Origin of the sequence: Pseudomonas knackmussii B13, from assembly GCF_000689415.1 — a bacterium.
GTDB lineage: Bacteria > Pseudomonadota > Gammaproteobacteria > Pseudomonadales > Pseudomonadaceae > Pseudomonas > Pseudomonas knackmussii.
Genome location: NZ_HG322950.1, coordinates 5,286,806 through 5,311,660, shown reverse-complemented (window position 1 = coordinate 5,311,660; position 24,855 = coordinate 5,286,806). Strand labels below are relative to the sequence as shown.

The following is a 24,855-nucleotide window of genomic DNA, read 5'->3' as shown; positions in this document are numbered from 1 at the left end:
CATGAGTCCAAATGTAAGCTAATGCCTAATTGGTGTAAATAGCCAATGCCTAATATTTTTCCTGAGGACAGAAAAAACCCGCTCAGAGGCGGGTTTCTCGGGGAGGGGGCAGGCCAGCCGATCGTCGGTCTAGGCTGCACGCTCCAGTTCAACGATTCGCTGGGCGCCTTTATTCGGTGAAGATATTATTGTTAAATTGAACTTTCGCTTTTCAGTTAAATCCTGAGCCATAAGTATCTTTTGCTCTAAATTATGTATGTTGCTTTTGTCGGGAGAGGCTTCAATAGTTGCTTCGTCAGGTACTTCAATAAGGATGTATGGGGCTTGGTTGTGCTGAATTAAAGCCTCATTTCCTCGCAATTGGTCAAGTTTGCATAGTCGCGAATAGAATGAGTCGAATTGTGCTGGGAGGTTGCGGCCTGGTCCCATGCTGCACATGTTGATTGCAAGCTTTGATGAGTAATAGTCGCAGTAAATACTCATCTTGGTTTGGCGTATGACCACCGGGACTGGGACGTGGAAGCGGTCAGCGAAGGCGGGCTCTAGAATTTTCATTGCTCGCTTCACGCTGCTCACAAGGCGATTTTTTTCGCTCTTCTTTTCTTGTGATCTGAATTCTTCAGTCATTGCACTTAGGCAGGCTGAAGCGCGTAGTGCTTGGCGGGCAATCTCTTCAATAGAGTTGCCTTGTCCTTCCTCAATGTCTCCAAGAGAAACACCGGAAATCGGTGGAATCCACGACTTGAAGTCATTTGTTTTTTCGAGGTGTTGAAAAAGGCTGTCCGATGCTGTCCTCGCTATCCCTATCAGGCTGGGGGCGTGAGGGCCAAAAACTGAGGTTACGACATCTTCAGAAAGTGCTGAAATTATATGTGGGCGAGTCCCAGGTTCGCCGATAATGGCTACAGCCACCGTTATCGCTTCACCAGACATCGCAATTGGCTCAACCCGAATGGGCGCCCAGAAAGCAGTCAAGGCTGGGAGCTCTGGGAATCGCTCAAGGACGTCACTGCGTAACCCATATCGGGTAAGCCAATCTTCTGACATATCTGCTCAACCGCGTGAGTGATTCTGGACTCAATCCAATTGTATAGGTCTCGCAAGGAATTTTCGTCGATTATCCTGCCGAGTCCAGCTGCTATGAAAAGATCTTCGACTTTGCCGACCAGCGGAGCGAAGCTTTTATTTGTCCGCTTACGCAAAGCAAACCTGGCAACCTCATTTTCTTCCAAGCTGGCCCCGTAGTCGGAGCGCTCCAATAGCCAGTTTATGATGTCGATCTCGGGTGAAGGAAGGCCGAACTCGTGCCAGGTTGACCCTCCAAAACTCTGAGCATGATCAATGGCCCAATGATCCTTTCCGTCGTAGATCATTTGCCCAAGATGCCTGTCGCTGTTTGCGATTAATTGGTCAAATGCAGCAACTAGATCAATGTCTTTCAGCGCTAGATGCAGTTGGGCGAAGTTACCAAGACGAGCAAATGTGTGCCCTGCCACAGCTGCAGTGCCAAATCCTAGAACCGGAAGTGGAACATCAATAGGCGGGCGAGCCTCTTCCTTTATTATTACCAGATATGGTTCTGGAATCTTTACCCCGAGAGCTCGGCCAATAGTTGATCCAACTAACTCTGCATGGAGTTGGGCTCGATTTTGGCATATTTTGACAAAAGCTCTGAGGCTGCTCGATTTACCCTCTGGTCTGATATCACCAATAAGGACCGCTAGATGGTCATCACCTTCGTCGACATATCGTTTGCTACCCCTTTGGAGGGCTGCGTAACGGACTCCATTCACTTCTTCGCAAGCTCCGTAAGCAGATCGTTGATCAGCTTCCAGGCCGAATCGTCGAGCTCGCCACGCTCGGCCATGCCGATCATACGACTGATTGTCTGCTGAGATTTAGGTGACGCTTTCTTCTTCGCCTCATTGAGCTGGGCGAGGAGTTCATCGAACTCTTCGGAGGTAGCTTCGACCACCTCGTCAAGTGAGTAGGTCTCCGAGCCTCCACCAAAGGTTGTGCCGGGCCTCAATCCCCAATGTTCAGGACCAACGACGTCTTGGAAGTACTCGATCAGATCCATCAGCTTGGACTTATCGATACGCCCAGTCTTGACCCAGCCCTGAACAGAGGGCGGCTTCACGTTGAAGTCCTCTGCAAGCTTCTTTTTGGTGACCTTTTTCTTGAGTCGGGCCAACTCGATTGCTGCGCCCAATTCTTCGCCAGTAAGCATTGCCTAAGTAGGCCTTTACCTTCGCGCATTAGGCAATGGCTTGCCTAATGATAGGTAATGCCTTATTCTCCTGTCCGTTGCCTAACGGAGAGTAGTTATGACTTCAGCAGAGGCGGTGCGCGAGGCAGCTCGAATCATGGGCAGCCAGGCCGAACTGGCGCGCCAGCTCAACATCCGGACCCCTACCGTCAATCAGTGGTGCTCGGGAATTCGTCCCGTACCTGCGGCTCGTGCTGTTCACATCGAAGCCCTAACTGGCGGTCAGATTAGTCGCCATCAGTTGTGCCCATCGTTCCCTTGGGGGGCCGAAGCCGCTTAGCCACCTCGAACTCTCCCAACACACGCCTGCACGCAGGGAGCAAGCGATTGGTGCGCGTTTTGAGCGGCCTTGTGGCTAATACGCATAGAAGGCATCTCCTTATAGGAACAGAACAAAGGTTCCTTTTCGACAAGGCAGAGAGTAGGACCAGGAGTTCTAGATGAATACGTCGAACTTTCGACACAGCGTTACCCGGGAAGGAGTCCTGATCTCCTTCGCCCGCGACATGATCGCGCGCACTTCGATTAGCCAGGATGGTTTTGCCGAGTCGCTGAACACCACGATCTTCCAGTTGGTGCCGGAGCGTGCTGCTGATCGTGGTTATCCGGATCTGGTGGCGCTGACGGTGACTACTGATGTCCCCGCGTACGGCCGCGCCTTTAAGGCCTGGAGCAAGCGCGTCGAGCGCTGGCTGGATGGGGAAGTCGATCTGCCGTCCTGGATCGAGGAGGCCTGGGTGCAGGCACTCGATTCTGAGCGTCGCGAGCGCTGTGCCCTAGAGCTGGCTGCTCGGTATGGCCTGGTGGCGGCTCGTGAAGCTGGCGCTGATGGTTGCCCTGTGAGCGCCTTCGGTCAGTTGGTGTCCCGCATCGGCGATGCAGTGACCAAGTGCGGTCAGGTTTTGGCTGACGGAAAGATCGACGCCCAAGACCTGCCTGAACTTCCGGCTGCTATCGAAACCCTTCGCTTCGTGGAATCTCGCGCGTTGGAGATCCGCCGCGGGATGGAGAAGGAACTTTCGGCTCACTCTGAGCCGCAATTGCGAGCAGTTGTCTAATGCTGCTGCGCAGCAAAAACCCGCCTTCTAGGGCGGGTTCTCAACCACCACTCGTTGGCGCGAGTGGCTGACTCATATCGTCTGTAGGAGGACGAAAAATGTCTGGTCGCGAAACTACCAAAGCACGCGGCATTGCGCAACTCGACGTGAACGACGATGCAGTCGAGCGCGAACTCACCAGCGGCGGTAAACCGTTCACTCGGTACTACTGCATACAGCTGGAGGGACGGGAGCGATTTCCTTATGGCATCGCGGGGCCTTTCAAGTCTGCTGGCGATGCTAGAGATGCTTGCCAGCAGATTGGCAACGCCGCGGTTTCCCAGGGACGCTCTGGCTTCGCTCTCAACGTCTATGAGGGCGCGTGGTTTGGCGAGGTTGCCGAACTGCCTTGGGATGAGCGCTTTGAACAGCTCGCTGCTTTCCCTACGCGCTCTGCCCAGGCGATCGCTCATTCGAGGGCGGCAGCATGAACGCACACATTGCTCCGCCCACTCCATCGGGAACTCTTCCCGCAGGTCATTTGATGGATCGTGTCGAGCTCACTCGACATGAGTTCGACCTGTTCAACCATGCCCGCCAGGACTTCAACGACCTGCACGTTCTGCTGATGGAGGCAGTTATTCCTGCCCTCGGCGGTGGTGGGCACCCGGTGGTGTCTGAGATCCATGACCTGTTCGAGCGCGTCATCTTGCACACCGGCAATTTCTTGTTCAAGTACAGCCAGCAGATAGGGCAAGCCTATCGGGAGCGTGACCTGTGAATGCACGTGGCTTTGATGTGGGGGCCAATTTTCAGCGCGCACTTCCTGGCGACGGGATCCTGTTCTGGTTCATCTCCACGCCGGCGGTTCAGGTCAATGGCCTCGCAGTGGCGCAGATGGTCGCCCCATTTCCTACTGAGGCTGAAGCTCAGCGCGGCGCCAGCCTGCTGAACGAGCGCTATCCGGGCAACAACTGCTGGGTAGGACGTGGCGAGTACGAGCCGCGCTATGCAACCACAGATCGCCTGATGCGCGGCGCCCAGCGTGCACGCGCCGATTTGGCTGGCTTGCTTGCTGGTATTGAACGGAGGGCATGAGCCATGACTCAACAAATTGCAGCGCTTCGCCAGGGGATTCGCGCTGAGCGCGAATTGACCTCTCATCTCTGGACCGTTCTCAACGAGATGCGGCTTCACAATCAGTTGCCCGGCTGGGCTGTCGACGCTATCGACGGTTCATCACAGCAAATGAGCGAGATCCATACCCGCCGCAAGCAAGTCGATAGCGCGCTGTTCGGCTTGGTCCCAGGCCTGAAAGCGGATGTTGAACGAACTGACCTTGAGCGTGAACTTGAGTGGAGACGAATTGAGCATGACGTCAAAGCAGAGCTGGGAGGTTGCCATGGTTAATTCGATGCTGCGTGAGGGCGATATCGCTGAACAGGCTTCCTTATTCATGGCGTCTGCTTCATTCGTGGTTCAGGTCGTTGGTGCGCATGCCGAGGTACTGGCTGAGCATCACATCACTGGGGGATGGGCAATGCGCGAAATGGCGGACCGGCTCGCTGATGAAAACCCGGACTGCATGATCGCAATGCGCAGAATTCGCCGAGATAACCCTGTGCAGTGCGCAGCGTATGCGCCTGGGCGCGAAGCTCTGGGAGGGCACTGAAATGAACAACGTTGCCGTACATATTGATCATGTCGCTCCGATCATTTCCACCAGCCGGACGTTGTTCCAGGTATCCATCGGCCAGGGGCTTTCGCGGAAGGCAATTTACTGGTTCAGCTTCACTGATTACGAACTGGCGCGCCAGGTGTTCGAGATGCTGTCGGAGGACCTTCTGGGCTACATCGTGCAGATTGCCGAGGTGGAGGCAGATCTCCTTCCAGCCACCATTGCTAACTTGGAGAAAATGCAGGGGCGGACTCGCCAATTGGTAGCGGGCGTGGCGCAGCTCAAAGGCATCCCAGCTGGGAAGGCGTTTTTGCTGGCTTTTGCCAAATGGTACGAGGCGCGAGGAATGGCAGTTGAGCATGTGACTGCGCTCGTGAACATCGTGGAAGACGAACCGGATGATGATGAGGTCTTTATCCCGGTCCTGTATGCCTCCTCGCCAGCGGAGGTGTGCCAATGAGTATTGAACGCCACGACCAGATCGGAATTAGGCACTCCCAAGCTGGCTCTATTGAGCGACAGGCGATCGCTGGGCCGTGGCCCACCTACCGTCAATTCCGCGACCTGCCGGAGCGCGATCGCTGGGTGCTCTATGGCTCGGCCAAGGCTTATCGCGAAGCCCTGGAAGGTCAGGGGCTCGCCATGTCGGAGAGCTACGACGACTTCATCCGGCGAGTAACAGAGGAGCTGAACATCTGATGGCTCGTGCTCGCAACATCAAGCCGGGTCTTTTTGAGAACGAAGAACTGGCCGAGCTTGGACCGTTCGATCGACTGCTCTTCATAGGGTTGTGGACTCTAGCCGATCGGGAAGGTCGGCTGGAGGACCGCCCGAAGCGCATCAAGATGAAACTCTTCCCTGGGGATGACTATGACGTTGATGAAGGTCTTGCCGCGCTCGCGGATAAGGGCTTCGTCAGTCGGTACGAGGTCGAGGGCTTTGCCGTCGTCGAGGTGGCGAATTTCCTCAAGCACCAGAAGCCGCATGGCACGGAGAAGGACAGCTTGCTTCCGGATGCTAACGGTTTCCTAACCGTGAACGAACGTGGAAAGGGCGGCTGCGTGACGGGGGGGAAACATCTTGTTCACGTTAGCGGGGTGCCTGCCATCAAGGGAAATAACGTTAATCCAACGTTAGATAACGGTTCGGCAACCGTTGCCCCACAGTCCGATAACGCCCTGATTCTCCGATTCACTGATTCACCGAATCCTGAAGAAGAGCAAGAGCTGGCGCCGCAGGAGCAGCGCCCAGCACCAGAGCCTGAGCAGGGGCCTCCGGCAAACGAGGCCAAACGAGGCACTCGGCTTCCGGCGGATTGGACATTGCCCGATGACTGGTTGGCTTGGGCGCTCAGCGAGCGTCCGGAGTTCGGTGAGGCAGCCATGCGCAAGGTCGGTGAAAGTTTCGGCGACCACTGGCGTGCTGCTACCGGAAAGGGCGCCACCAAGCTGGACTGGCAGGCGACCTGGCGCAATTGGGTACGAAATCAGCGTATCCCGATCGGTGTTCAACGTGCAGGACCATCGCTGGGTTCCAGGCCCTCGAACTTCGTCAATCTCCCTAAGCACACCCCTGACATGTATCGAGAGGAGTCGGCTCATGACGGCCCGAATTTCTAACTTCGTCCGCGCTCCGGAGCGCACCCAGGGGCCTGATAACGGCGCCGAGTGCCCGGTGCATGGCCGCTACACAGAGGTCAGCGTGGAGCAGTTCGACGGTGGCAAGCTCTCCACCGGCTGCCCGGCCTGCCATTTCGCCGGCCTGCGCACCTCGCCAGAAGGCAGCGAGCAACATCGGCAGGCCCTGCAGGTCGAGCAACAGCGCCGGCTGAACACCCTGCTGATCGGCTCCGGGATCACCCCTCGATTCCGAGACGCCATGTTCCAGAGCTACCAGACCGGAGACACCGTGCCGATGGTCCAGGTGCTGGTCCGCTGCCGCGACTTCGCCGAGAAGTTCCCGGAGCACTACGAGGCCGGCCGCTCGCTGCTGCTGGTCGGCAACGTCGGCACCGGCAAGACGCACCTGGGCAGCGCCATCGCCCAGCACGTGATCCGCGAGCACGGCGCCCAGGCCGTCATCACCAGCGCCGCCCAGATCATCCGGGCGGCCAAGGGCGCCATGGCCAGGACCGCCCAGTACACCGAGCGCGACGTGATCGAGGAGCTGGTGGGTTTCGACCTGCTGGTGATCGACGAGGTGGGCGCCCAAGGCGGCACCGAGTACGAGCGCGGCCTGCTGCACGAGGTGATCGACCAGCGCTACCAGCAGGTGTTGCCAACCGTGCTGATCTCGAACCTGCCGGCCGAGGCCGGTGGCGACCAGCACGGGGAGCTGACGCTGCAGGACTTCATCGGCGAGCGGGCGTTGGACCGCCTGCGACAGGGCGGCAGGGCGGTGCGCTTCACCTGGGGATCGGCGCGCCGCGGGGTATCCGCATGAGCCGTGAACTGTACAGCCTCGAGTCTGAGCACGGTGTGCTCGGCGCTATCCTGCGCGCCGCAGTGCAACAGGACACGGCCCTGGTGGACCAGGTCGTCGAGACGATCACAGCGGCGGACTTCTACTTCGACGACAACGCTGCGCTCTTCCAGACGATTGCGGATCTCCACGCAGAGGGAGTGCCTGTCGATCCCGTGACGATTGCCCAGGTTCGCCCGACACTGCCGAGCACTGGACGAACGCTGGCCTATGCCGGCGAGATCGCCATGAATGTCCCGTCGACGGCGAACTGGCGCACCTACTCGCGGCACCTGCGCGAGCGTGCAGTGCTGCGCCGGCTGATCGACGCCGCACGCACTGTCGAGGACCTGGCAACCGAGGACCGGCCGCTGGCCGAGATCATTGCCAGGGCACAGGAGGCGATGGCCGACCTGCGCGACCTTGACGACGATACGCCGGCCTATCGGCGCCTGGACGAGGTGGTGCTGAAGGTCTGCGACAAACTTGACGACGGCCTGAACGACCGCCTGCCGAAGTTTCAGGAAACTGGCCTGGCCGATCTCGACAAACTGATGCGCGGCATCCGCCCGAAGAAGGTCACCGTCATCGCCGGCCTGCCCGGTAGCGGCAAGACCACCCTGGCCTTGCAGATCGCTCAGCACAACGCCGTGAAGCGAGGGAGGCCCTGGCTAGTGTTCTCCCTGGAGATGCCCGAGGAGGAGCTTGGCACCCGTGCAATCGCTTCGCTGGGTGGGATCGACCTCAAGCGCCTGGACGCGCCCAAGGACATGGACGAGGACGACTGGCAGCGCGTAGGCGTCGCCGCCAATCAGGCCAAGGACGCGCCCCTGTTCATCTGCGACGACCCCGCCGTCACGCCGTCGCGTATGCGGGCTATCGCCAGGCGCGCCAAGCGCGAGCATGGACTGGCCGGCATCGTCGTGGATTACCTGGGCCTGGTGCCCGTCGATGTGAGGGGCCGCACTCGCTCAGACGAGGTGGGCGCCGTGAGCAAGGCCCTGCTGCACCTGAGCAAGGAGCTGGACGTGCCTGTCATCGTCCTCTCGCAGCTCAACCGGGAGTCGACTAAGCGCACCGGCAAGGCCAAGCGGCCCCAGGCGAGCGACCTTCGCGACTCGGGCGAGATCGAGGCCGATGCCAGTTGCATCCTCATCGTCCATCGCGACATGGACAGCGAGGAAGGGCAGAACGGCATAACCGAGGTACTCATGCCGAAGAACCGCAATGCGCAGCCGGGGATGTGCCACGTCCAGCAGCAGGGCCAGTACGGCCGATTCGTCAACCTGTTCGGCTACCGCGAGCCTTCCCAGGAAGAGGTCGAGATGGGCCGAAGCACGTTCGCCAACCAGTACGGCAAGAAGGGGAAAGCAGCATGACCAATGTAACGGCCCTGGCGCCGCGGAAAAGCATGACCCAGCCCGAGCGTAAGTTGCTCCAGGTGCTGGCCCAGGAACTGCCTAACCTCCCTGCCGGGCCCACGGTGATGGCCTGCCTGCTCCAGTTGGTCGCTAGTTGGATGGGAAGCCCTTCTCCGCTCGGATTCGAGGCGTTCGCGAAGTCCTGGGTTCAGCAGGGAAATGTGAAGGGGGGCGCCGCTGAGACGTTGCTGCGCGATGTTCTGGGGATCACTCCACCGCCGAAGGGGGCTGCATGAGAGGCGTTTATCGTGATGTGCTTCCCGCCATCATCCGAGCTTTGGCGGCCGACGCAATCGACAACACGGCGAAGCAGAGTTGGCAGCGGTTGATCGATCGCAAGATCGACGGTGGCTTTCGCGCTCTGCTGTCAGCCCGTGATCAGTTTGAGTTCGATTGCATGCTGCACGCTCTTCTACACCGCGAGCTGTCAACTGCGGAGTGGGATGTGCTCTACGCGAGGTATTCCACTCACAACGGTCGACGCGTCCAGGCCATCGCCAGGCTGGTCCCTCGGATCAGCACACCGGCGCCGCACCTGTTCCTCACCAAGGCAGTCACTACCTGGTGCATTCCCAGGATGAAGGGCAAGGAGGGCAAGCGCTCGACGGAGGTGCTGATGCTGTCGGCAGAGTGGTACGACATTAACGCCTGGGACACTGAGGCGCGACCTGACTCAACACGTAGTCGCTGGCGGCGTGACATCTGGAAGGCGTTGGATGCTCTTGAGGAGCAAGCAGTGGTGCGTGTGACGGAGATTCTGGAGCGCGAGAAGCTTCTGAGCGTGGCGTGATAGAGCGGGCGGTGGAAAGAATGACGTCAAAATAATATCATCGCGATTCACCGCCCGGTCTCCAAGGAAGGTCGCTTCTGCCGGCTGCTGGGCCAAGCGCAATCTGAAACCAAGGACAGTTAGATGCAGAGCTTCTTTCGTATGACCTTTGGCGGCCTGTCGGCCCAGTACTACTTCCGCCAGCTGTTCTTCGGAGCAATTTTCTTAGCGCTGCTGGTTTGGATGCAGATCATGAACCCGCAGAAGATCAGAATCGACGTCCTGGTGTTTTCGGTGATCTGCACTCTGCTCTATCCCTACTCGCGCTTTGTATACGAGCGGATAGTGGGCTTCATCGTTGGCGATAACGTATTCATCTGGAATGCCGGCTTCATGCTGATGGTGAAGGCGTTCACGATGATGATGTGCTGGACGTTCTCGATCTTCGTTGCGCCAATTGGCCTGTTGTACTTGTTCTTCTACCACCGTCGCGCCCTGAGCCAGGAATAATCTGGATGTTGACTTGTGTGAGCGAATGAGCGAAATTCACCACATCTGCTGATCCGTGCGCGCCGCACAGACAGGCAATAAAAACCCGGCCATTGAGCCGGGTTTTTTCGTTTCCAGATTCGTTCGTTGAGGCGTTTTTCTAGCTCGTGATATCGTCGTGCCACTCCACTCAGAAGGAAGAGATGCATGGCTGTCACGATTGTTAAGCTCATTGGGGAGGATATCCCAGAGAGGTTTTCTAGGCCCGGTGTCGAGGCAGTTTGGAAAGTAATGGTTAACGGCGGAATCGTTGACTTTTGCTTGTCGGAGGAGGATGCCTATGGACTGGCCGCCCAACTGGAGCATGCCGAAGAGAGCAGAAAACCAAAACTCAGCAAGGGACCACGGATGTGACCGAAGGCTAGGTCGTTGCTTTGGGTCTCAATAGCTGTGTTCACGCTAGGCCGCCAAAGCTAGCCCTACCTTCGCCATGGCGACCAAGACGCCCGGCTATGAACCGGGCTTTTCGCTATCAGGCAGGATGTCGACACACTTTGGTAGCGGACGTTAACCACTGAAGAGGTACGAAATGGAGTTTTCGAAACAGCAAAAGCTGATCATCACGTTGCTCACGGATATTCATAGCGCTCTTGGCATCAAGAACAGTGTTGACCCATTGCTTGTGCAGCGGCTGGTCAATAGTGATCGTGGATGGGCTCTTGAATGGGCTTACCCAGGAATCTTTGAGTCTGCTGAAGAGACCCCGGAGCATGTGAAGTTCGTTGCTGACGTGCTTGAAATGTGGGAGTACCTGGAGGAGGCCGTCGAAGCGCTCGATGAGAACGGACGGGCTCGTCTAGCCCAGCTCTCTCCGCATTTTGGCAAAAATGTCGTATTCCAAGGATTTGATGGAAACAACGAAACGGAGCTCATGGCGACGGCTAGAATCTTGGTCAACGACCTAGGGCGCTGGAGCCGTTTTGACGGTCGAGACTTTAATTCGCATTTCCCGAGCGAAGATGGCTATCGCCGGATGCTCGAAAAGTACGGCGAGTTTGAGGATCACTCACACGAGTTGTCGGTGGATGAGATCGCTGAAGTGCTCAACGAGCGAGTCCACCCTGCCAACCGTTGAGTGCTATCTGGATTAGCTGGTAGCGACAGGGGCCTGGTCATCGATCGGGCCTACCTTCTATGGAGCAAGCCCGGCGGCCTTCACTGCAAGTTGAACCCCGATTCCGAGTGCCTCGGTTGTAATGGAGCGAAGTAGCTCTTTGCCGCCGCTCTTTGTAGCTTCGGCCAGCTGTTGGCCAATTGGCTCGCGCTTGGTGAGACTAGGAGGGATGGCATTCATGACCTCTAGACCCTTTGCTGTGAGTCTTGCGTGGCCAAAGAACGTTCGATCTGGGCCTACTAGCCTGCCCGGAGGAGCTCCACTGACAGTCAAATATCCTGACTGCTCTAGCCATTGAACTGTCTGGCTGAACAACACTTCTTCATGAGAGCGCGGAGGGCCCTCGATGAATCTACCGTCAGCCCCCCAATCGCCCTCGTGACTTTCGTCAATTCCGAAGTCAGAGGGTCTTAGAAGGGTCGGGATTGGAAATGCCTCGTAGAGAGTTGCGAACACCTTGCCGGTGATTTCGTTGAACTCATCGATATTCTTGGCAGCCATGTATCGCTCCTTGTTTGTGGCACCTTCATAGTGGCGTAAATGTCCCGCCCTCGGAGCGATACCGCAAGAGTTGGCAGAATTGAATGGCAGAACCTACACATGGCCCCGCTTATGCGGGGCCTTTTCGTTTACGCAGTGCCAAGGCTGGCCAAGCCTGGGGACACCCTTATGAGGATTTTCACCATGACCGAGCCGGCCTCGACAGCAGTTGGCGGGATCGCGCTCTACAAGCTGCTCTCGCTCCTGTTCGGCGCCACGTTCGCCGCGGTCGTGGTCATGATCATGACTCGGCCGAAGTCGACGCAGGAGTGGGCCGTGGCGCTGATTAGCACTGTCGTGTCGAGTGTCTGCGGTGGCGCGTTCCTGGTGCGCTGGCTGGGCATCGGCTCTTGGGTTCAAGACGACATCGGCCTGATTGCGCTGATCGGCGTTGTCTTCGTCTGCGGGCTGCCGGCCTGGGTGATTGTCCGCGCCTGGTTTGCATGGAGCGAGGCGCGTAAGTCGGCCAGCCTCCCCGACATGGTTAAGGAGTTCCGCGAGGGCACGGGGCTGTGATCGTCGTCGGCGCTGCTGGGCTGGCCGACCAGCTCGCCGCGCTCGACGAGCTGGAGCACGACCTGATCCCCTATGCCACATCCACCGCGCTGACCAAGACGGCCCAGGGCCTGATCGGTCGGCTGCAGGATGAAATGCGCGTGGTGTTCGACAAGCCCACGCCCTACACGCTGAACGCCTTGCGCCTGATGCCTGCGACCAAAGACAAGCTGAGCGCTCGCGTCTGGTTCAAGAACGAGTCTGATGGTGCACAGCCTGCCTCGGTCTGGCTGGCTCCTGAGGTCTACGGTGGCGAGCGCCGGAACAAGCCAGCCGAGCTGCAGTTGCGTGCTCGCGGCATCCTCCCTGCTGGCATGTACGTGGTGCCAGGCGAGGGCGCCGAGCTCGACGCCTACGGCAACATCAAGCGTGGCCAGATCATCAAGGCCATGTCTGGGGTAAAGGGCTTCAGCCAGGCCGGCTACCAGGCCAACGCGACCGACAGCGTGCGCAGTACCAAGAAGGGCAACGCCAAGAGCTACTTCGTGATGAAGCGAGCGGGCAAGCCCATCGGCATCGCCCAGCGCACGGGCAAGAAGCGCGGCGATGTGAAGATGATCCTGGCCTTCGTTGCCAAGCCTCGCTATGGCGAGCGGCTGAACTTCTTCCAGATCGCCGAGGAGTACACACGCGAGCACCTGCCTGCCGAGTTCGAGAAGGCTATGGCCACGGTGCGACAGCGGTTCGCGGCTCGATCGAGGCGGCGCTGATCTGTGGCACGACACTTCCCCAGCAGCGGCAGACCCCACCCCCCCGGTTTGGGTCCTTCCGGGAGGGGTGTGGCCAGAGGGTGATTCGAGCCCCGATCGCGGACTACATACCAGCTTTTTCAGGGGGAGCCGTTTCCGGTTCCGGTTTGGTGATTCATGGCCACGCAGATCGAAGTCGCAAAGCACCTCGACCTGAGCGACCGCCAGGTGCGCAATTTGCTCGCAGACGGCGTCCTTCCTGGTTCGAAGGGGAAGGGCGGTTTCGATATTGAGGCTTGCCGCCTGGCGTACATCCGCTATCTGCGGGGGCTCGGGAGCAGTCAGGTCAAACCGGAAGCGGACCCCGATTTTCCGGAAGGGATCGACCCCCTGGCCGAGCACAAGCTGACGCAGGAACGCCTCCGCCTCACTGCCGCCCAAGCGGAAGGGCAGGAGCTGAAGAACGACATCGGCCGGCGCCGTGCGGTGCCGACCGAGTTCGCCATGTTCGTGTTCTCCCGATTGGCAGCCGAGATCGCCTCGATTCTCGACACCTTGCCGCTGACCCTGAAGCGGCGCCACCCGGACCTCGAGGTTCGCCACATCGAATCCGTGCAACGCGAGCTGTCGAAGGCTCGCAACCGGGCCGCGCAGCTCGACGAGCGCCTGCCTGGACTCCTGGATGAATATCTCGCAACCGCAGCTGACTGAGTTCGCCGGCTCCATCCGGGCCGGGTTGAAGCCGCTCGAGCGCCCAGCGCCGCAGACGCCGGTCGAGTGGGCGGACGATAACTTCTATCTGTCCAGCGAGTCGTCGTACCAGGAAGGCGCCTGGGAGACGTTGCCCTTTCAGGTGGCGATCCTCAATGCCATGGGCAACGACGAGATCCGCACCGTCAACGTGATCAAGTCGGCGCGGGTCGGGTACTCCAAGATGCTGCTGGCTGCCGCGGCCTACCAGGTCGAGCACAAGCGGCGGAACATCCTGTTCTTGGTGCCCACCGATGGCAGCGCCGCCGGCTTCATGAAGTCGCAGATCGAAACCATGATTCGCGACGTTCCGGCTGTGCGCGAGTTGGCGCCGTGGTACGGCTCGAAGCATCGCGACAACACGCTGGACACCAAGCGCTTCAGCCACGGCAAGCAGCTGTGGTGCCGCGGCGGCGCAGCGGCCAAGAACTACCGGGAGCTGTCGGCCGACACCGTCATCTACGACGAGCTGGCTGCCTTCGAGCCCGATGTCGAGAAAGAAGGCTCGCCGACCTTTCTCGGCGACAAGCGCATCGAGGGATCGACGTTCCCGAAGTCGATCCGGGGGAGCACGCCGAAGATCAAGGGCACCTGCCAGATTGAGGCGGCAGCCAGTGAGTCGCCTCACCTGTTCCGGCTGCATGTGCCTTGCCCGCACTGTGCCGCTGAGCAGCCGCTGCTCTGGGGCGGCAAGGATTGTGCCTTCGGCATCAAGTGGAGCCCCGAGCGGCCACAGGATGCTTGGTACAAGTGCGCGGCCAGCGGCTGCGACGTGCAGCAACACGAGATGCAAGCGCAGCAGTCGAAGGGCCGCTGGGTCTGCGAGCGCACCGGCATCTGGACGCGCGATGCGCTGGACTTTTACGGCGCCGACGGCGAGGCGATCCCGTCGCCCGAGTCGGTCACCTTTCATGTCTGGACGGCGTACAGCCCGTTCACGACCTGGGGGCGAATCGTTCTGGACTTCCTCAAGGCCAAGGACGACCGCAACAAGCTGAAGACCTTCGTCAACACCACGCTCGGCGAGACCTTCGACGAGAGCGAAGGCGAGAAGGTTGACTGGGAAGTCCTGTACGGTCGCCGCGAGGTATGGACCGGCCAGGTGCCGGCGCTGGCGGTTCTGCTGACCGGCTTCATCGACACGCAGGATGACCGCTACGAGGGACGCGTCTGGGCCTGGGGGCCGGGTGAGGAAGCCTGGCTGGTGTATCGCTTCATCCTCATGGGCGATCCGGCCAGTGAGGAGCTACGGCGCAAGGTCGGGCTGGAGCTACAGCGGCAGTTCACTCGCGCTGACGGCCTGGTGATGAAGGTCGACCGCTGGGGCTGGGACTCCGGCGGCCACTACACCGACGAGGTGTATGCCGAGAGCCGGAAGCATGGCGTGCTCTGGGTTATCCCCACCAAGGGCGCGAGCCAGTACGGGAAGCCGATCGCCAACATGCCACGCACTCGCAGCAAGGCAAGCAAGGTCTACCTGACCGAGGTCGGCACCGACAACGCGAAGGAGCTGATTTACAGCCGCTACCGGATGCCGGTCGATACGGTGAAGTCGCAGGCCGGGATCAACCAGCCAGGCGTCATTCACCTGCCGGCGAACGACGACCTCTGCGACGAGAGCGAGGTGAAGCAGCTCACTGCCGAGGAGAAGGTGCGCAAGCTCGCCAACGGTGTCTGGGTGCACCGTTGGGATGCCAGAGGGCGCCGCAACGAGGCGCTCGACTGTCTGGTGGGCGCCCTGGCGGCGCTGCGGATCAGCCAGCAGCGCTTCGGTGCTGATCTTGACCTGCTGGCGCAACAGCCAGTACCCGGCGGCGATGAAGCTGCCAACGAAGAAGACCGCCCACGGGCGAAATCCAACTACTGGAAGCGAGACTGATGGCCTACACCCTAGAGCAGTACGAGGCGCTGAAGGCGGCCATCGCTGAGGGCGCGCTGTCGGTGCGCTTCGCCGACCGCCAAGTCACCTATCGGTCCATCGACGAGATGATCCGCATTCTGCGGCTCATGGAGTCCGACCTGGGCCTGAACGCCAACAGCAATGGCGGTCGCCGGTTCGCTTCCTTCTCGAAAGGCTTCTGACATGAGCATCCTCGATACCTGGCTTCCCGGCCGTGCCGCGAAGCGCGCCGAGGCTCGCCTGCGGAAAAAGCTGGCGGAGCAGCGCCTGCAGCTCGTGGAGCGTCGCTTCGAGGGTGCTGCCGGCGGGCGGCGGAATGAGGGCTGGCGTTCGGCAGGCTCTGACGCCAACGCTGAGAACGCACCCGCCTTGGCGGTGCTTCGCAATCGCGCCCGGGATCTCCGGCGCAACAACCCCTACGTCGAGCGCGCGATCACCGGTATCGCTGACAACGTCGTCGGCGCCGGTATCGTGCCGCGCCCGAAAGGCGGCAGTGACCGCGCCGGCAAGAAGCTGGCGCTCCTCTGGCGCTCCTGGGCGGACACTGTCCTATGCGACGCCGATGGGCTGGAGAACTTCTCCGGCCTGCAGCACAAAATAATGGAGACGGTGGCCGAGTCTGGCGAGTGCCTGGTGCGGCGCCGGCGCCGGCTGAGCACCGACGGCCTGCCGGTCCCGCTTCAGCTGCAGGTGCTGGAGCCTGACTTCCTCGATGAGGAGAAGAACGGTCAGAACGGAGGCAACCTGATCATCCAGGGTGTCGAGTTCGACCCCATCGGCCGCCGGGTTGCGTACTGGCTGTTCGATGAGCATCCAGGCTCGAGCGGAACCTGGCGCAGCATCCAGTCCCGGCGCATCCCGGCAGAGGACGTGGCGCACATCTTCATGCCGAAGCGGCCAGGACAGGCGCGCGGCTACACCTGGCTGGCACCCGTCATGCAGCGGGTGCGTAGCTTCGACGAGATGGAAGACGCGGTAATGGAGCAGGCGAAGATTGCCGCCTGTTATGCCGCCTTCGTCACCAAGGATGAGGCGAGTAGCCGTAGCGGCAAGCCGCAGCCGCTCATTGAGCGGATTGAGCCCGGGATCATCCAGGAACTGGGGGTAGGTGAAAGCGTCAGCTTCGCCTCGCCGCCGGCCTTCAACGGGTACACCACGTACTCGTGGCAGGCCCTGCACGCCATCTCCGTCGGCCTGGGCATCCCCTACGAACTGCTGTCTGGCGACCTGAAGGGGGTGAACTTCTCCAGCGGACGCATGGGCTGGCTGCACTTCGCGCGCCGCGTGGATGTGTGGCAGTGGCGGATGCTGATCCCCCAGCTGTGCGACACCGTGTGGGGCTGGTTTATGGAGGCGCAGCTGCTGATCCCTGGGGGCGTGATCGGCCAAGTCTCTGCGGAGTGGATTCCGCCTCGGCGCGAGATGGTGGACCCGTCCACCGAGACCACGAACCTCAAGGACCGCGTGCGCAATGGCTTCACGCCTTGGACCGATGCCCTGCGCGAGCTCGGCGTGACCGATCCGGATGCCCACGCCGAGCAGATCCAGAAAGCCAACGAGCTGCTTGACCAGTTGGGCCTGGTGCTCGACTGCGACCCGCGGCGGATGTCGGGAGCCGGCAACGCCTCTACGACGCCTTCACCTACCGGAGAGACCCCGACCAATGACGGCGAAAGCACAAACGTTTGATACGCCGCTGCTGCAGCTGCGCGCGGCCGTTCGCCCTGACTCGGTGAACATCGACGATCGCACTGTCGAGATCACCTGGACCACTGGCGCGAAGGGGCGCCGCTGGTCCTGGGACATCGGCAGCTATATGGAAGAGCTGGAGGTCAGCGATTCGGCCGTGCGCCTGGATCGGCTGAACAACGGCGCTCCTTTCCTCAACACCCACAGCTCCTGGGAGCTGGACGACGTTATCGGCGTGGTCGAGAAGGCCTGGATTGAAAGCGGCGAGGGCCGGGCCCTGATTCGCTTCAGCCAGCGCGACGACGTCGAGCCGATCTTCCGCGATGTGCGCGACGGCATCCTGCGGAACATCAGCGTCGGCTACTCGGTGCACCGCTACGAAATGACCGAGGAGCCCGACGACAAGCTGCCCACCTACCGCGCGGTGGACTGGGAGCCTATGGAGCTCTCGCTGGTGCCGATCGGCTTCGACGATGGCGCCAAGGTCCGCAGCGCAACCGAGCAGGGCGACTACAAGGGCCCGCGCTTCAACACCGTATTCGAAACCCGGGAGGCCGCCGCGCCGACCGAGCAACCGGCCGTCTCGGCCAAACCCCAAGAGGAAACCAAGATGACCGAAGAAGAAATCCGCGCGGCTGAGGACACTGCCCGTCGCGAGGCGGCCGAGGGCGAGCGCAAGCGTGGCCAGGCCATCCGCCTGATGGCGCGTAAGGTGGGCCTGGACGAGGCCTTCGCCGATGAGCTGATCGAGCGTGGCGTAACCACCGAGCAGGCCAGCACCGCCATGATCGACAAGCTGGCTGAGCGTCAGCAGCAGGACCAGCCGCCTACCCGCAGCTCGCAGCCGACTCCGTCTGGCACCGTTGACCTCGCCGTGCTGCGCGCCAAGCGCTCCGCCATGGAGAATGCGCTGCAGCATCGCTGCAACCCGGCGGTGAAGCTGGAAGACACCGCTCGCGAGTTCCGCGGCATGCGCCTGTTGGACCTGGCCCGCGAGTGCATCGATGTAGCCGGTGGCAACGCCCGCGGCCTGACTGCGCGCGAGATCGCCACCGCCGCCCTTGGCTGCAGTGCCGAGTCCGTCCGCGCCGCCGGCATGCACACCACCAGCGACTTCCCGCTGCTGCTGGGCAGCACTGTGAACCGCACCCTGCGCGCCGCGTATGAGCTGGCGCCGCAGACCTGGCGCCCGCTGGGCCGCCAAACCACTCTGCCGGACTTCCGCGAAGCTACCCGCGTCGCCCTGGGCGACATCGCGGCCCTGAAACAGGTCAACGAGTCGGGCGAGTACGAATACGGCACTCTCGACGAAGAGGGCGCCCCGATCAAGGTGACCAAGTTCGGCAAGATCATTGCCATCACCTGGGAATCCATCGTCAACGACGACCTGTCGGCGCTGACCCGCATTCCCCAAGCTCTCGGTGCTGCCGCCGGCCAGACCGAGTCGAACCTGGTATGGGGCCTGCTGCTGAGCAACCCCAACTTCGTGGATGGCCACACCATCTACGACACCACGCACGGCAACGTGGCCGCCAGTGGCGGCGCCCTCAGCACTCAGCACCGCCAGTCTGGCGGCGCCATCAGCACGGCCAGTCTGGCTGCCGCTCGCGCGGCGATGCGTAAGCAGAAGTCCAAAGCTGGTCACTTCCTCAACGTGGCTCCGGAGTACCTGGTGGTAGGGCCGGACAAGGAGCTGGAGGCATACCAGTTCACCAGTTCCAACTACGTGCCGGCGAAGAACTCCGACATCAACGACAGCCGCAACGCTGCGCTTACCGTGATCGTCGATGCTCGCATCGAGGGCAACCAGTGGTACCTCTACGCGGCCCCTGGCGTTGTGGATACCTTCGAGTACGCCTACCTCGAGGGCGAGCAGGGTGTGTTCACCGAGACCCGTCAGGGCTTCGAGGTTGACGGCATGGAGATCAAGGCTCGCCTGGTATTCGGTGCCGCCTGGGTCGACTACCGCGGCACCTACAAGAACGCGGGCAACTGATCCCGCCTGACCTCACCGGGGCGCCGCATGGCGCCCTTTGTGTTTCTGCACCCTTCGAGAGAGAGTCCATATGAAGACCTTCATCCAGAACGGCGACGTCATCACCGTACCGGCTCCTGCTGGCGGCACCGTCTCCGGCAAGCTCTACAAGGTCGGCGCGATCGTCGGCGTGGCTGCTACCAGCGAGGCGGCCGGCGACCCGGTGGCCCTGAAGACCACCGGCGTTTTCGAGCTGACCAAAACCAGCGCGCAGGCCTGGGCGGTCGGCGACCTGGCGTACATGAACCCTGCCAGCGGCATCCTGAGCAACGCTTCGGCGACTGGTCTGGTCCTGGTGGGCGCGGTAACCGAAGTCGCGGCCAACCCGTCCGCGGTCGGCCGTGTGCGCCTGAACGGCGTTTCGGCGCCGGCGGCGGCCAGCTAAGCCATGGGCTGGGCCAGCATGCGTGATCGCCTGCATCGCCTGGCGGTCACGACCTTCAACGATGGCGTGGCCCAGTTCACCGACAAGACGGGCCAACGCCCGCCTTGCGGCGTACCTGTCGTGATCGATCGGAACCTGGCCTACGAGGGCGCCGACGGCATCTTCGTGACCGGCCAGGTTGGCTTCACCTGGCTAAAGCAGGACCTGGCTGGGGCCGAACGCGGCGACGTCTTCTCGATCGGAGCCGAGCGCTTCCAGATCAACAAGCTCATCGCCGACGACGGCCACGCCATCACTGCAGCGACGACCAAGCTATGAAACCCAACCTTATCACCGAGGGCCGCAAGGCCATGATTCGGCGGCTGGGCAGCATCACGCCGGCCAATGGCTACCGGACCAATGCAGGCGAGCGCGTCTCGTCTGGCTGGCTGACGGACATCGTCAACCAGGACACCAGCGGCTTCCCGCTGATTGTCGTGCAGAAGGCCCGCGACCTCGAGCCCAAGCCGGGGCCGGCGGCGATGGTGGTTCATCCCGGCTTCCACGTCATCGGCGCCGTCGAGGCTGGCTTCGACGGCTACGACGACGCGCTGGAAGACCTGCAGGAGGACCTGCTGCGCTGCCTGATGCCGGAGTTGAATCAGCTCCCGGCCTGGCTGCCGAAAGGCGTCACCGCAGCCACCTACGGTGCGGCGCAGAGCTTCCCGCCGGGCGAAGGCCTGCGCTGCGCCACTGTGGTGATCCCCATCTACCTGAAAACCGTTATCCAGAAGGGCTGACGCCCATCACCGGCCCCGTGTGGCCAGAGGAAACCCCCATGGCTCAAGAGAAAGAGACGTTCATCATCGGCGGCTGGCTGAAGGCGCGCCTGGCCGGTACCAGCGACCCGTTCAAGAAGGTTGGTCTGGTGTCCACCATCCAGCAGGCGATCGAGACCAACGACATCACCCTGAACGACACCACCACCCCTCAGGGCGGCGAATACGACGCGGTTTCGCGCATCACCGGCATGAACCTGTCGATCAACTTCCGCGAGCTCTACACCTGGGTGCTGGCCGCGCTGGTCTGGGGCGACGCATCCAGCGTTGCATCGACCACCATCGACGATGAAGCCGTGACGGCTGTGCCGGGCGCGACCGTGGCGCTGGCGCAGATGCCGCTCGAAATCACCGAAGTCACCAACGACGCCGGCACTACCACCTACGAAGAAGGCACCGACTACGTTATGACCGGCTCCGGCATCGAGTTCATCGAGGGCGGCGCGATCAGCGCGGCCACTCCGGTGAAGGTCAGCTACACCAGCGCCGCGGTGGATGTTGTCGAGGCGCTGACCAACAGTGGCAAGGTCTTCGAGTTCCTCTTCGAAGGCGAGAACGCCGCCGGTACCCAGAAGCGCATCGAGTGCCGTTACTGGCGCTGCCGCCTGAACCCGGCGAACCAACAGGACTGGATCAATACCGACGACTTCTTGCAGTCGCAGGCGACCGCCAAGGTGCTCTCCGATCCGACCAAGGTCGGCCCCGGCAAGTCGAAGTATTGCCGCATCAAGAAGGAGAAGGCCGCCGCGTGACGGGCTGGCCGGCGTTGGGTACATTCCTTCCCGTCATCTGATGGGAGGGAAACCCAATGCTTTCGAGAGTTTCAGTTGCATGCCTTGTTGCGACCTTGTCTGGCGGGGCCTGGGCGGAGGCATCGTCTCAGTCTGCGCATGCAACCTTCGACGAGTGCCAGGCAACTCAGTCCAAAGTCATTACTCAGCTCAATGTCCCGCCGAGTGACATCGTTCACATCGTGAACACATCGCAAATGACCGTTACCAGGATATGCACTGCCGATGGCAGCGTGCTGATTTCTTGCAGTGCGCCCGATGAGAAGATCGTGATCACCAGGTCCGACAAGTCCTGCTGATCCCTCGTTACACAGAGAAACCCGCTTCGGCGGGTTTTTTATTGTCTGGAGAAAAGCATGTCCGAGGTTGCGGGCCGTAAGGTCGTTTCCATTGCGGGATTCGAGTTCACCATCAAGGAACTCACAGTGGCGGAAGTCAGGGCGCTGATCCTTGGCGATGGCCTCGATAGCGAAGTCGACGTTGCTGGGGATTTTCTGTTTGAGGAGATCCGGCTGCGCGACCTGTTGGCCTTTACCACGCTGACCAAGGCTCAGGTAGAGCAGATGCTGCCGAGCCAGCTGGCCGAAGTGCTCGATCAGTGCAAGGCGATGAACCGCCATTTTTTCGCGATGGGGGAGCGGATGAGCAGGCCCCGGGGGCGTCCCTAATCGCTCTCGAGGAATCCATCTGCGCTCTTGCGCGCGCAGGCCATTCCTCTGTTCTGACCTACCCGTGGCGCCTGTTTCTGCGTGCCCTGAAGGGATAACACCATGACCGATATTGAAGTCCGCCTTGGCGCCGACGTGGATGGGGCTACCCGCAACATCGGAGCATTTCGGACTGAATACCAAAAGCTGGTCCGCGAGATCGAGCGACCCTTGGGGCAGATCAAGGCATTTCGGGACCTTGAGGATGATCTTGAGGGTGGAGCGCGCGCCGCTGAGGAGGCTCGGAGCCGGGTCCGAGATCTGGGAAACGAACTGGCGCGCGCTGGAACGCCAAGCAAGGCACTTCAGCAGAGCTACCGGGCTGCAGTTACCGAACTTCAGCGGCTGGACAGGGCTCAGGCGCAGCAGCAGGTGCGTCTGAGCTCTCTGCGGGCAGACCTCCAAGGTGCGGGAGTCGACACCAGAAATCTGACCGAGGAGCGATCTCGACTGCGCTCCGAATACAGCAAGCGGCTGACCGCTGGCCAGGCTGATAGCCTGCTGTCTTCCGCACGCTCGAATCTTGGGATCGACCAGTTGCGACAGCTGCGCATGCAGTTGACGTCCCTGAATGGCGACATGGCCCGCCTGAAAGCCTCGGGCGTGCTAACCGCATCACAACTGACCGTGGCCGAGGCTCAGTACAAGAGCCAGGTCGACTCTACGCGTCGAGCGATTGATCGCCTGACCCAGGCAGAGGTGCGGCGCCGGGCCGCTGCGGGAGGAGGAGGGGACGGTGCCGGCGAAGGCTCGTCATCCGGCGGCGCGCTTTCCGGCCTGGGCGGTGAGCTCCCAATCCTGTCAAAGGTAAAAGGGGGCGGGGCGGTCCTGGCTGGCGCTGCGCTTGCCACTGGTCTTGCTGTTGTCGCGGAGAAGACCGCGAAAGGGTCCGACGAAGTTGGTCGCCTGGACGCGCGTCTTAGGCTGGCCACTCAGTCCCAAGACGAATTCAACAACGCACAAGTTGAGCTCGACAAGATTGCTGACAAAACCCAGGGGGATGTCGGCGACCTGATCGGGCTTTACTCGCGGCTGCAGCGTCCGCTTCGTGACGTTGGCATGGATCAGCAGGCCGCGCTGGACACGATTGAGGCAGTTTCCATTGGCCTGAAGGTCGGCGGCGCCTCAGCAGAAGAATCCGCTTCGGTAATCCAGCAGCTGTCCCAAGCACTGGCAAGCGGCACTCTCCGCGGCGACGAGTTCAACAGCGTTCTCGAAGGCTCCGATCGTATCGCTGGCGCTCTGGCCGATTCGCTGGGCGTAACGATCGGGGAGTTGCGGCAGATGGCGACGGAAGGAAAGCTGTCGACGGAGCAGGTCGTCACGGCGCTTCGCAGTCAGCTGCCTCAAATGCGCAAGGATCTCGAGTCTTTTGCTCCAGAAATCGGAGCTTCGATCAGTCGTGTTTTCAGTGAGCTACAGAAGCGCATGGGGCGCTTTGCGAAAGAGAGCGGCGTCACTGATGGCATCGCGAACTGGATCAACGACCTGGCGAAATCCATCAACGGTACGAACAACCTGGTGGTCGAGAAAGAGGGCGACCTGACCGAAGCGATTCGGAAGGAGCAGCGCGCCCGCGAGCAGGTCTACAAGGAGCACAAGGCCAACCTGAAGCGCGTTCAGGACGAGATGGTCGCCGACCTCAATGGCCAGATCGACAAGACCAAGGCCCTGCTGGATCAGTCCACCAAGGACCTGCAGACTGCGATGAGCCGGCAGGCGGATGTCCGCAAGGAGTTCGCGGATCTGCGCGCTGGAGTGGCGTCTTCGGGGGCTTCCGGCGAGGCGAGCTTCGGCGACGTTACCCAGGCCAAGGTCAGCGCCCGGAACGCCCTTCAGTCAGGAGACACCCAGAAAGCGATCGACGAGTCTCGCCGGGCTCTGCAGATGCTCCAGCAGTTGAAGGAGGCCGGTGATAACAGTTACGGCTTCGACGGGGTTGCGAAGGAGCTTGAAGGGATCGCGAACCAGGCCGCGGAGATCGACTCCGGCAATGCCAAGGCTGTCGATGCCATCAACGGCATGAACCTGTCCGACCTCGAGGAGCGAATTCAGCGGATTCAGAACGTGCAGGTGTCGTTCGGCCTCAATGCCGAGAGCCTGGACGCTCTGCGTGCGCAGATGGAGCAGATCGCGGCGGGCCTCGCGCAGCAGATGGTGATTCCGGTCACCCTGCAGGCGCCGGCGGAGATGCAGGCGCCTGGCACGGTGAGTCCGCAGGTGAGCTTCCCGACCTCCGATACGTCTGCCGGCTTCGCTGAAGGTGGATGGACCGGCCCCGGCGGCAAGTACCAGCCGGCGGGTGTGGTGCATGCGGACGAGCACGTCCAGCCGAAGGAAGTGGTGCGCGAGCCCGGTGCACTGTCGTTCCTCGAGCGCATTCGGCTGTATGGGTTCCAGAACACCATGCAGGCGATGCGCGCGCAGATTGGTCGCGGCTGGCGTGGGTACGCCACTGGCGGTCTGGTGTCTCCGCGGCTGGTGCCGAGCATCCCGCAGCTGTCTCAGGCGCTGGCCGCCGGTGGAGGCGGGGATAGCCTGGGCACCGTGGTGCTGCAGCTGGACGGCAGGTCCTACAGCATGCAGGCCTCCGGCGACCAGTTCACCGCTCTGCACCGGGAGTCCCTGAAGAAGGGGCACCGTCGAACCAAGCCTTGAACCTGGCCCCGCTCGCGGGGCCTTCTCTTTTCTGGAGCAGC

34 protein-coding genes are annotated in these 24,855 nt (G+C 61.2%); 30 read left to right on the top strand and 4 right to left on the bottom strand.

Annotation, left to right across the window (positions count from 1 at the left end):
- Positions 1-129: 129 nt before the first annotated feature.
- Genes PKB_RS29730 through PKB_RS30230 form a run of 3 tightly spaced genes read right to left on the bottom strand, consistent with a single transcriptional unit; the run spans position 130 to position 2,230 of the window.
- Positions 130-975, bottom strand: coding sequence for a hypothetical protein (locus PKB_RS29730; protein ID WP_156958074.1), 846 nt, complete (start codon positions 973-975; stop codon positions 130-132).
- Positions 972-1,793 (bottom strand): hypothetical protein, encoded by an 822-nt coding sequence (locus PKB_RS29725; RefSeq protein ID WP_156958073.1) that lies wholly within the window; start codon positions 1,791-1,793, stop codon positions 972-974. The genes PKB_RS29730 and PKB_RS29725 overlap by 4 nt, the downstream gene beginning before the upstream one ends.
- Positions 1,790-2,230: a hypothetical protein gene (locus tag PKB_RS30230; RefSeq protein WP_052355381.1), complete on the bottom strand. Its 441-nt coding sequence runs from the start codon at positions 2,228-2,230 to the stop codon at positions 1,790-1,792. Before PKB_RS30230 ends, PKB_RS29725 begins: the two co-directional genes overlap by 4 nt.
- A gap of 97 nt (positions 2,231-2,327) precedes the next feature.
- Here PKB_RS30230 and PKB_RS29390 point away from each other — a divergent pair, with 97 nt between their 5' ends.
- The 17 genes from PKB_RS29390 to PKB_RS24785 all read left to right on the top strand — a co-directional run bounded on the left by PKB_RS29390 (position 2,328) and on the right by PKB_RS24785 (position 11,258).
- Positions 2,328-2,549, top strand: a complete 222-nt coding sequence (locus PKB_RS29390) for a transcriptional regulator (protein WP_084166724.1) — start codon at positions 2,328-2,330, stop codon at positions 2,547-2,549.
- Positions 2,550-2,709: 160 nt separating this feature from the next.
- Positions 2,710-3,327: a hypothetical protein gene (locus PKB_RS24855; protein WP_043255429.1), complete on the top strand. Its 618-nt coding sequence runs from the start codon at positions 2,710-2,712 to the stop codon at positions 3,325-3,327.
- A gap of 98 nt (positions 3,328-3,425) precedes the next feature.
- Positions 3,426-3,797: a hypothetical protein gene (locus PKB_RS28840; RefSeq protein ID WP_052355380.1), complete on the top strand. Its 372-nt coding sequence runs from the start codon at positions 3,426-3,428 to the stop codon at positions 3,795-3,797.
- Positions 3,794-4,087, top strand: coding sequence for a hypothetical protein (locus PKB_RS24845; RefSeq protein ID WP_156958072.1), 294 nt, complete (start codon positions 3,794-3,796; stop codon positions 4,085-4,087). The genes PKB_RS28840 and PKB_RS24845 overlap by 4 nt, the downstream gene beginning before the upstream one ends.
- On the top strand, positions 4,084-4,404 hold the full coding sequence (locus PKB_RS29385) for a hypothetical protein (protein WP_043255425.1): 321 nt from the start codon (positions 4,084-4,086) through the stop codon (positions 4,402-4,404). The genes PKB_RS24845 and PKB_RS29385 overlap by 4 nt, the downstream gene beginning before the upstream one ends.
- Positions 4,405-4,407: 3 nt before the next feature.
- Positions 4,408-4,716: a hypothetical protein gene (locus PKB_RS29380; protein WP_084166722.1), complete on the top strand. Its 309-nt coding sequence runs from the start codon at positions 4,408-4,410 to the stop codon at positions 4,714-4,716.
- Positions 4,709-4,978 (top strand): hypothetical protein, encoded by a 270-nt coding sequence (locus tag PKB_RS29720; RefSeq protein WP_043255423.1) that lies wholly within the window; start codon positions 4,709-4,711, stop codon positions 4,976-4,978. The genes PKB_RS29380 and PKB_RS29720 overlap by 8 nt, the downstream gene beginning before the upstream one ends.
- Before the next feature lies 1 nt (position 4,979).
- The gene (locus PKB_RS24830; protein ID WP_043255422.1) at positions 4,980-5,444 is read left to right on the top strand and encodes a hypothetical protein; all 465 of its coding nucleotides are present in this window, start codon (positions 4,980-4,982) and stop codon (positions 5,442-5,444) included.
- Positions 5,441-5,683, top strand: coding sequence for a hypothetical protein (locus PKB_RS24825; RefSeq protein ID WP_242411196.1), 243 nt, complete (start codon positions 5,441-5,443; stop codon positions 5,681-5,683). The genes PKB_RS24830 and PKB_RS24825 overlap by 4 nt, the downstream gene beginning before the upstream one ends.
- Positions 5,683-6,603, top strand: a complete 921-nt coding sequence (locus PKB_RS30040) for a hypothetical protein (RefSeq protein WP_197539239.1) — start codon at positions 5,683-5,685, stop codon at positions 6,601-6,603. Before PKB_RS24825 ends, PKB_RS30040 begins: the two co-directional genes overlap by 1 nt.
- A complete protein-coding gene (locus PKB_RS24815; RefSeq protein ID WP_043255420.1) occupies positions 6,584-7,426 on the top strand; it encodes an ATP-binding protein in 843 nt (280 codons plus the stop codon). The genes PKB_RS30040 and PKB_RS24815 overlap by 20 nt, the downstream gene beginning before the upstream one ends.
- Positions 7,423-8,823 carry a replicative DNA helicase gene (locus PKB_RS24810; protein ID WP_043255418.1) on the top strand — a complete coding sequence of 467 codons (1,401 nt, stop codon included), beginning with the start codon at positions 7,423-7,425 and terminating at the stop codon, positions 8,821-8,823. The genes PKB_RS24815 and PKB_RS24810 overlap by 4 nt, the downstream gene beginning before the upstream one ends.
- Positions 8,820-9,101, top strand: coding sequence for a hypothetical protein (locus tag PKB_RS24805; protein WP_043255416.1), 282 nt, complete (start codon positions 8,820-8,822; stop codon positions 9,099-9,101). The genes PKB_RS24810 and PKB_RS24805 overlap by 4 nt, the downstream gene beginning before the upstream one ends.
- Entirely contained in the window at positions 9,098-9,655 is a 558-nt protein-coding gene (locus tag PKB_RS24800) for a hypothetical protein (RefSeq protein ID WP_043255414.1), read from the top strand. The genes PKB_RS24805 and PKB_RS24800 overlap by 4 nt, the downstream gene beginning before the upstream one ends.
- Positions 9,656-9,778: 123 nt before the next feature.
- Positions 9,779-10,144: a hypothetical protein gene (locus PKB_RS24795; protein ID WP_043255412.1), complete on the top strand. Its 366-nt coding sequence runs from the start codon at positions 9,779-9,781 to the stop codon at positions 10,142-10,144.
- Positions 10,145-10,330: 186 nt separating this feature from the next.
- Positions 10,331-10,537: a hypothetical protein gene (locus tag PKB_RS24790; protein ID WP_043255410.1), complete on the top strand. Its 207-nt coding sequence runs from the start codon at positions 10,331-10,333 to the stop codon at positions 10,535-10,537.
- Between the two features lie 175 nt (positions 10,538-10,712).
- Complete coding sequence (locus tag PKB_RS24785; RefSeq protein WP_052355378.1) at positions 10,713-11,258, top strand: YfbU family protein; 546 nt, start codon at positions 10,713-10,715, stop codon at positions 11,256-11,258.
- A 57-nt stretch (positions 11,259-11,315) separates the two neighbouring features.
- On the opposite strand, the gene PKB_RS29710 is transcribed toward PKB_RS24785, so the two are convergent.
- Positions 11,316-11,798 carry a hypothetical protein gene (locus PKB_RS29710; protein WP_156958071.1) on the bottom strand — a complete coding sequence of 161 codons (483 nt, stop codon included), beginning with the start codon at positions 11,796-11,798 and terminating at the stop codon, positions 11,316-11,318.
- Between the two features lie 183 nt (positions 11,799-11,981).
- Here PKB_RS29710 and PKB_RS24780 point away from each other — a divergent pair, with 183 nt between their 5' ends.
- The 13 genes from PKB_RS24780 (at position 11,982) to PKB_RS24715 (ending at position 24,814) form a co-directional block, all read left to right on the top strand.
- A complete protein-coding gene (locus tag PKB_RS24780) occupies positions 11,982-12,353 on the top strand; it encodes a hypothetical protein (RefSeq protein WP_043257734.1) in 372 nt (123 codons plus the stop codon).
- Positions 12,350-13,102, top strand: coding sequence for a hypothetical protein (locus PKB_RS24775; RefSeq protein ID WP_043255409.1), 753 nt, complete (start codon positions 12,350-12,352; stop codon positions 13,100-13,102). Before PKB_RS24780 ends, PKB_RS24775 begins: the two co-directional genes overlap by 4 nt.
- A 156-nt stretch (positions 13,103-13,258) precedes the next feature.
- Positions 13,259-13,792: a terminase small subunit gene (locus PKB_RS24770; protein ID WP_043255407.1), complete on the top strand. Its 534-nt coding sequence runs from the start codon at positions 13,259-13,261 to the stop codon at positions 13,790-13,792.
- Complete coding sequence (locus PKB_RS24765; RefSeq protein WP_043255406.1) at positions 13,764-15,710, top strand: phage terminase large subunit family protein; 1,947 nt, start codon at positions 13,764-13,766, stop codon at positions 15,708-15,710. Before PKB_RS24770 ends, PKB_RS24765 begins: the two co-directional genes overlap by 29 nt.
- Positions 15,710-15,913 carry a phage head-tail joining protein gene (locus tag PKB_RS24760; protein ID WP_043255404.1) on the top strand — a complete coding sequence of 68 codons (204 nt, stop codon included), beginning with the start codon at positions 15,710-15,712 and terminating at the stop codon, positions 15,911-15,913. The genes PKB_RS24765 and PKB_RS24760 overlap by 1 nt, the downstream gene beginning before the upstream one ends.
- Before the next feature lies 1 nt (position 15,914).
- A complete protein-coding gene (locus PKB_RS24755; protein ID WP_043255403.1) occupies positions 15,915-17,420 on the top strand; it encodes a phage portal protein in 1,506 nt (501 codons plus the stop codon).
- Positions 17,395-19,416 (top strand): prohead protease/major capsid protein fusion protein, encoded by a 2,022-nt coding sequence (locus PKB_RS24750; RefSeq protein WP_242411195.1) that lies wholly within the window; start codon positions 17,395-17,397, stop codon positions 19,414-19,416. Before PKB_RS24755 ends, PKB_RS24750 begins: the two co-directional genes overlap by 26 nt.
- Before the next feature lie 70 nt (positions 19,417-19,486).
- On the top strand, positions 19,487-19,840 hold the full coding sequence (locus PKB_RS24745; RefSeq protein ID WP_043255402.1) for a DUF2190 family protein: 354 nt from the start codon (positions 19,487-19,489) through the stop codon (positions 19,838-19,840).
- Between the two features lie 3 nt (positions 19,841-19,843).
- On the top strand, positions 19,844-20,158 hold the full coding sequence (locus tag PKB_RS24740) for a head-tail joining protein (RefSeq protein ID WP_052355377.1): 315 nt from the start codon (positions 19,844-19,846) through the stop codon (positions 20,156-20,158).
- Positions 20,155-20,619, top strand: coding sequence for a hypothetical protein (locus PKB_RS24735; RefSeq protein WP_043255400.1), 465 nt, complete (start codon positions 20,155-20,157; stop codon positions 20,617-20,619). The genes PKB_RS24740 and PKB_RS24735 overlap by 4 nt, the downstream gene beginning before the upstream one ends.
- Before the next feature lie 38 nt (positions 20,620-20,657).
- Complete coding sequence (locus PKB_RS24730) at positions 20,658-21,410, top strand: phage tail tube protein (protein ID WP_043255398.1); 753 nt, start codon at positions 20,658-20,660, stop codon at positions 21,408-21,410.
- A gap of 395 nt (positions 21,411-21,805) precedes the next feature.
- Complete coding sequence (locus PKB_RS24720; protein WP_043255394.1) at positions 21,806-22,117, top strand: hypothetical protein; 312 nt, start codon at positions 21,806-21,808, stop codon at positions 22,115-22,117.
- A gap of 102 nt (positions 22,118-22,219) precedes the next feature.
- Positions 22,220-24,814, top strand: a complete 2,595-nt coding sequence (locus PKB_RS24715; protein WP_052355376.1) for a tape measure protein — start codon at positions 22,220-22,222, stop codon at positions 24,812-24,814.
- Positions 24,815-24,855 lie beyond the last annotated feature (41 nt).

Excerpts from the sequence above, each read along its gene's own strand:
- PKB_RS30230 (WP_052355381.1), bottom strand. The coding sequence starts at position 2,230 with ATGCTTACTGGCGAAGAATTGGGCGCAGCAATCGAGTTGGCCCGACTC.
- PKB_RS29390 (WP_084166724.1), top strand. The coding sequence starts at position 2,328 with ATGACTTCAGCAGAGGCGGTGCGCGAGGCAGCTCGAATCATGGGCAGC.
- PKB_RS24855 (WP_043255429.1), top strand. The coding sequence starts at position 2,710 with ATGAATACGTCGAACTTTCGACACAGCGTTACCCGGGAAGGAGTCCTG.
- PKB_RS28840 (WP_052355380.1), top strand. The coding sequence starts at position 3,426 with ATGTCTGGTCGCGAAACTACCAAAGCACGCGGCATTGCGCAACTCGAC.
- PKB_RS24845 (WP_156958072.1), top strand. The coding sequence starts at position 3,794 with ATGAACGCACACATTGCTCCGCCCACTCCATCGGGAACTCTTCCCGCA.
- PKB_RS29380 (WP_084166722.1), top strand. The coding sequence starts at position 4,408 with ATGACTCAACAAATTGCAGCGCTTCGCCAGGGGATTCGCGCTGAGCGC.
- PKB_RS29720 (WP_043255423.1), top strand. The coding sequence starts at position 4,709 with ATGGTTAATTCGATGCTGCGTGAGGGCGATATCGCTGAACAGGCTTCC.
- PKB_RS24830 (WP_043255422.1), top strand. The coding sequence starts at position 4,980 with ATGAACAACGTTGCCGTACATATTGATCATGTCGCTCCGATCATTTCC.
- PKB_RS24825 (WP_242411196.1), top strand. The coding sequence starts at position 5,441 with ATGAGTATTGAACGCCACGACCAGATCGGAATTAGGCACTCCCAAGCT.
- PKB_RS30040 (WP_197539239.1), top strand. The coding sequence starts at position 5,683 with ATGGCTCGTGCTCGCAACATCAAGCCGGGTCTTTTTGAGAACGAAGAA.
- PKB_RS24815 (WP_043255420.1), top strand. The coding sequence starts at position 6,584 with ATGACGGCCCGAATTTCTAACTTCGTCCGCGCTCCGGAGCGCACCCAG.
- PKB_RS24810 (WP_043255418.1), top strand. The coding sequence starts at position 7,423 with ATGAGCCGTGAACTGTACAGCCTCGAGTCTGAGCACGGTGTGCTCGGC.
- PKB_RS24805 (WP_043255416.1), top strand. The coding sequence starts at position 8,820 with ATGACCAATGTAACGGCCCTGGCGCCGCGGAAAAGCATGACCCAGCCC.
- PKB_RS24800 (WP_043255414.1), top strand. The coding sequence starts at position 9,098 with ATGAGAGGCGTTTATCGTGATGTGCTTCCCGCCATCATCCGAGCTTTG.
- PKB_RS24795 (WP_043255412.1), top strand. The coding sequence starts at position 9,779 with ATGCAGAGCTTCTTTCGTATGACCTTTGGCGGCCTGTCGGCCCAGTAC.
- PKB_RS24790 (WP_043255410.1), top strand. The coding sequence starts at position 10,331 with ATGGCTGTCACGATTGTTAAGCTCATTGGGGAGGATATCCCAGAGAGG.
- PKB_RS24785 (WP_052355378.1), top strand. The coding sequence starts at position 10,713 with ATGGAGTTTTCGAAACAGCAAAAGCTGATCATCACGTTGCTCACGGAT.
- PKB_RS29710 (WP_156958071.1), bottom strand. The coding sequence starts at position 11,798 with ATGGCTGCCAAGAATATCGATGAGTTCAACGAAATCACCGGCAAGGTG.
- PKB_RS24780 (WP_043257734.1), top strand. The coding sequence starts at position 11,982 with ATGACCGAGCCGGCCTCGACAGCAGTTGGCGGGATCGCGCTCTACAAG.
- PKB_RS24770 (WP_043255407.1), top strand. The coding sequence starts at position 13,259 with ATGGCCACGCAGATCGAAGTCGCAAAGCACCTCGACCTGAGCGACCGC.
- PKB_RS24765 (WP_043255406.1), top strand. The coding sequence starts at position 13,764 with ATGAATATCTCGCAACCGCAGCTGACTGAGTTCGCCGGCTCCATCCGG.
- PKB_RS24760 (WP_043255404.1), top strand. The coding sequence starts at position 15,710 with ATGGCCTACACCCTAGAGCAGTACGAGGCGCTGAAGGCGGCCATCGCT.
- PKB_RS24755 (WP_043255403.1), top strand. The coding sequence starts at position 15,915 with ATGAGCATCCTCGATACCTGGCTTCCCGGCCGTGCCGCGAAGCGCGCC.
- PKB_RS24750 (WP_242411195.1), top strand. The coding sequence starts at position 17,395 with ATGACGGCGAAAGCACAAACGTTTGATACGCCGCTGCTGCAGCTGCGC.
- PKB_RS24745 (WP_043255402.1), top strand. The coding sequence starts at position 19,487 with ATGAAGACCTTCATCCAGAACGGCGACGTCATCACCGTACCGGCTCCT.
- PKB_RS24740 (WP_052355377.1), top strand. The coding sequence starts at position 19,844 with ATGGGCTGGGCCAGCATGCGTGATCGCCTGCATCGCCTGGCGGTCACG.
- PKB_RS24735 (WP_043255400.1), top strand. The coding sequence starts at position 20,155 with ATGAAACCCAACCTTATCACCGAGGGCCGCAAGGCCATGATTCGGCGG.
- PKB_RS24730 (WP_043255398.1), top strand. The coding sequence starts at position 20,658 with ATGGCTCAAGAGAAAGAGACGTTCATCATCGGCGGCTGGCTGAAGGCG.
- PKB_RS24720 (WP_043255394.1), top strand. The coding sequence starts at position 21,806 with ATGTCCGAGGTTGCGGGCCGTAAGGTCGTTTCCATTGCGGGATTCGAG.
- PKB_RS24715 (WP_052355376.1), top strand. The coding sequence starts at position 22,220 with ATGACCGATATTGAAGTCCGCCTTGGCGCCGACGTGGATGGGGCTACC.